Annotated in this window: 3 protein-coding genes and 1 tRNA gene; 2 read left to right on the top strand and 2 right to left on the bottom strand. The window is 33.8% G+C overall.

Annotated features, from left to right (window positions below):
• Positions 1-547 precede the first annotated feature (547 nt).
• Positions 548-769: a DUF2188 domain-containing protein gene (locus G7Y56_RS18310; protein WP_165045893.1), complete on the top strand. Its 222-nt coding sequence runs from the start codon at positions 548-550 to the stop codon at positions 767-769.
• Between the two features lie 313 nt (positions 770-1,082).
• On the opposite strand, the gene G7Y56_RS18315 is transcribed toward G7Y56_RS18310, so the two are convergent.
• Both G7Y56_RS18315 and G7Y56_RS18320 read right to left on the bottom strand, forming a co-directional pair.
• Positions 1,083-2,105 (bottom strand): site-specific integrase, encoded by a 1,023-nt coding sequence (locus G7Y56_RS18315; protein ID WP_165045895.1) that lies wholly within the window; start codon positions 2,103-2,105, stop codon positions 1,083-1,085.
• A 181-nt stretch (positions 2,106-2,286) separates the two neighbouring features.
• A tRNA-Leu gene (locus G7Y56_RS18320) sits at positions 2,287-2,370 on the bottom strand.
• 513 nt (positions 2,371-2,883) lie between these two features.
• Here G7Y56_RS18320 and G7Y56_RS18520 point away from each other — a divergent pair.
• The coding region (locus G7Y56_RS18520) for a hypothetical protein (RefSeq protein ID WP_221412571.1) at positions 2,884-3,068 on the top strand (185 nt) is incomplete at its 3' end.

Consider the following 3,068-nt stretch of genomic DNA (forward strand, 5'->3'; position numbering starts at 1 on the left):
AGGAATTTATAATGTTAATATTTGTTAGTAAAATGCAGGGCTTTATTAGAAGCTCTAGCGGATTTTACTTAACCGGTGGTATACTTTTCAATTATTTTAGTGGACTACTTTTCAATTATATTATACACTATTATCATTCAAGATGTGAAGAATGAATATGTTTTCGAGTTCAAAATTGAGAATATTATTCAGAAAAAATAATCTATGCAGATAGAGTGCATAGGATGTATATAGCTTTGAATAACAAACAATTTTATAGAGGGTAATTTGCTTAATTCAACCGTGCAAACTTACTTAAATACAATCAGGTTGAGTCATTTAATTTTTTTTATCTTATGGAGTATTATTATGTGAACAAGAATGCTCAATCCACAGGAGAGCACGAGGTGCATAAAAGCACATGTAGTTATTTGCCACACAGTTCAAACCTAATTAACTTAGGTTATTTCTCAAACTGTGCAGATGCTATCAAAAAAGCAAAAGAGCACTATTCTAACGTAGATGGATGCTATTATTGCTGTCCAAGTTGTCATAAACGTTAGTTGATATGAGAAAAAATCAACACGTTGTAAAGACGCAAGAAGGCTGGGGTGTAAAAGGGGAGAAGAACACAAGGGTTACCCAAAACTTTGACACTCAGAAAGAGGCTATTGAGAAAGCTCGTGAAATTGCCATCAATCAAAAATCGGAAGTCGTTATACACAGGATGGATGGCAAAATCCGAGAGAAAAATAGCTATGGAAATGACGACTATCCGCCTAAAGGCTAATTAAAAAGCATAAATCACACAACAACAAAGTATTGTGTGATTTATGCTTTTTTAGGATGTACGTTTTAATAAGATTGCGTTTAGTGCCAAAATTTTGTTTTACTGCTTTTTCAGGGGATAAACTGCTAAGAAAAGAAAAACTATAGAAGAACATTAGAGCGAAATGACATATTTATAAAACATTTTGTACCTTTACATCAAGTAAGCCGTTCTTTAACATGGTGGGATAGCTAAGCAAATATAAGAAGCAAGCTGGTTTCTAAATCGTTACCTATTGAAAATTTAATCACCGTAACTATCTGATTAACTGTTATCAAGACAAAATGCTATGTCTTCCGCAATGAGAAGTCACATTTTTATTTATGCCTGCTCCGGCTGCTAACAAATCTAAGTAATCATTGTACTTTTGGTTCGAGATTGTTGGCAAATTATAATTATATTTTTCCGCTATTTCTTTAGGTATTGGCAAGAAATACAGCACATAGGACTCATCTGTTTTTATCCTGCTACTTTTTATTGCTTCTTCTTCATTTATTATGACTACATCACTTTTCGAAAATGCTTGCATATCAACATAAGCCATGCCGGTAAAGCACTGAAATAAGAACAGATCCTTAACTCGTTCTAATTTTTCATTAACAGGAATATAATTTATTATCAGCTGCAGTTCTTCTGGAGTTAGGAAGGTCGGTTCTTTGTGCTTTCCTTTCTTAACCTCAAAGTTATCGTAAGGATTTTTGATTAACATATCTCTCTTTATAGCTATAATTATATAATGCTTTAGCATTGCATGCTTTTTGTATAAAGTGGGCTGAGACGTAATATATTTACGTAAATAGGTATCAAAATCAGCTATATTAGAATAAGTGAGGTCAGCAAATGTTTTTATTTTGCCAAAGCCATTCAGCCGGGCCATAAAAGAATTAAAATTACCTAATGATGATTTTCCAAGATTCTCTTTTCCTGCTTCCTGCTCAATGAATCTAATCAGCGATAATGATTGAACTTCATCTTTATCCCAGTATTTGACATCAGACAAGTTATTGCATTTATCAGAGCTGATAAAAGCAGCCACTTCATTAAATCTATCTCTTATTTTACCTGATAATGATTTTGCATTATCATGATTCTTTATTTTTAATACACCGTCCGACATGGCAAACTGATCAGGTGTAACTTTTACATTTGTAGAAACGTAAGCACGCTTATCTGTCCCATCTTTTCTAATCTCTATTTGAATTAAGCCAAGATCCTTGTATTTTTTTCCTTTGATTTTGTTTCGATAGCCTGTTTCGTTTTTTCTATCGAAAATATAACGCATAGAATAGTCTTTCATACGGCTTCATGGTTGGTTTATGCAAAGGTATAAATATTTTGATACCAAAATTGTTACCAAAGCGAAAAACGGTATCAAAACAATGCTTATTAGTGGGATTTTGTGATGTTTTGTGATGTTAATAAATAGCCTTCAAAGCGGCTTTAAACAAAGAAAGTGGCTATTTAAGCCACTTCCAAAGTACACACGAGGGGATTTGAACCCCTACACCGTTACCGGCACTACCCCCTCAAAGTAGCATGTCTACCAATTCCACCACGTGTGCGTACTCGCTATAAAATAGCTTTTAAACAAAAAATGTGACTATTGTCACATTCGAGCGAAAGACGGGGTTTGAACCCCGGTCGCTATATATTTGAAAATAAATCTTTTCCAAATTAGAAAAAAGACCGGGTACCGATTTAGTACCTTTTATTTGTCGTGAATTGTCAAACAGATGTCCGCCGAACCTGTTTTTCTTTTCGGGTTCAAAAATAGTCTCTTTTTTTTAATTACACAAATCTTTGAAGCCTTATTTGTTTATCTTTTCAGTTACATCATGCTACGGGGTTGATGTTTGTACAAACTCTCAGAAATGGAACGCTACTTGAATGGCAGTATTATAAAATGTGATCCTCAGACACTCGATGATTTCGGGAAAAACTATTTGCTCGGTAATCACAAATAAGGTTTCTTTTATTGTTTTGGTAAGCATAACAGCAATAGACTGTTAAACCTCGGAAGCATAGCATTAAATACTTTCATTTAATTAACCCGGTATTATCAAAAGCAGGTTAACATGTTTATAGAAAAAGAACTGTATATGTATCTGCGAAGGATTAACAGTTTCTCGCCATTGCATATTCCACCGATTTACAATGTGGCACGATTTACGAAAGATTTTTTTGATAATTCCCTCATTGGAATCTTAATTGTAGGCTTAGGAGCCGCCGCCAAATTGATAAAAAGTTGGATAAACGAGCA

Origin of the sequence: Dysgonomonas sp. ZJ709, from assembly GCF_011039195.1 — a bacterium.
GTDB lineage: Bacteria > Bacteroidota > Bacteroidia > Bacteroidales > Dysgonomonadaceae > Dysgonomonas.

Coding starts and splice junctions, on each gene's coding strand:
- G7Y56_RS18310 (WP_165045893.1), top strand. CDS start 548: ATGAGAAAAAATCAACACGTTGTAAAGACGCAAGAAGGCTGGGGTGTA.
- G7Y56_RS18315 (WP_165045895.1), bottom strand. CDS start 2,105: ATGAAAGACTATTCTATGCGTTATATTTTCGATAGAAAAAACGAAACA.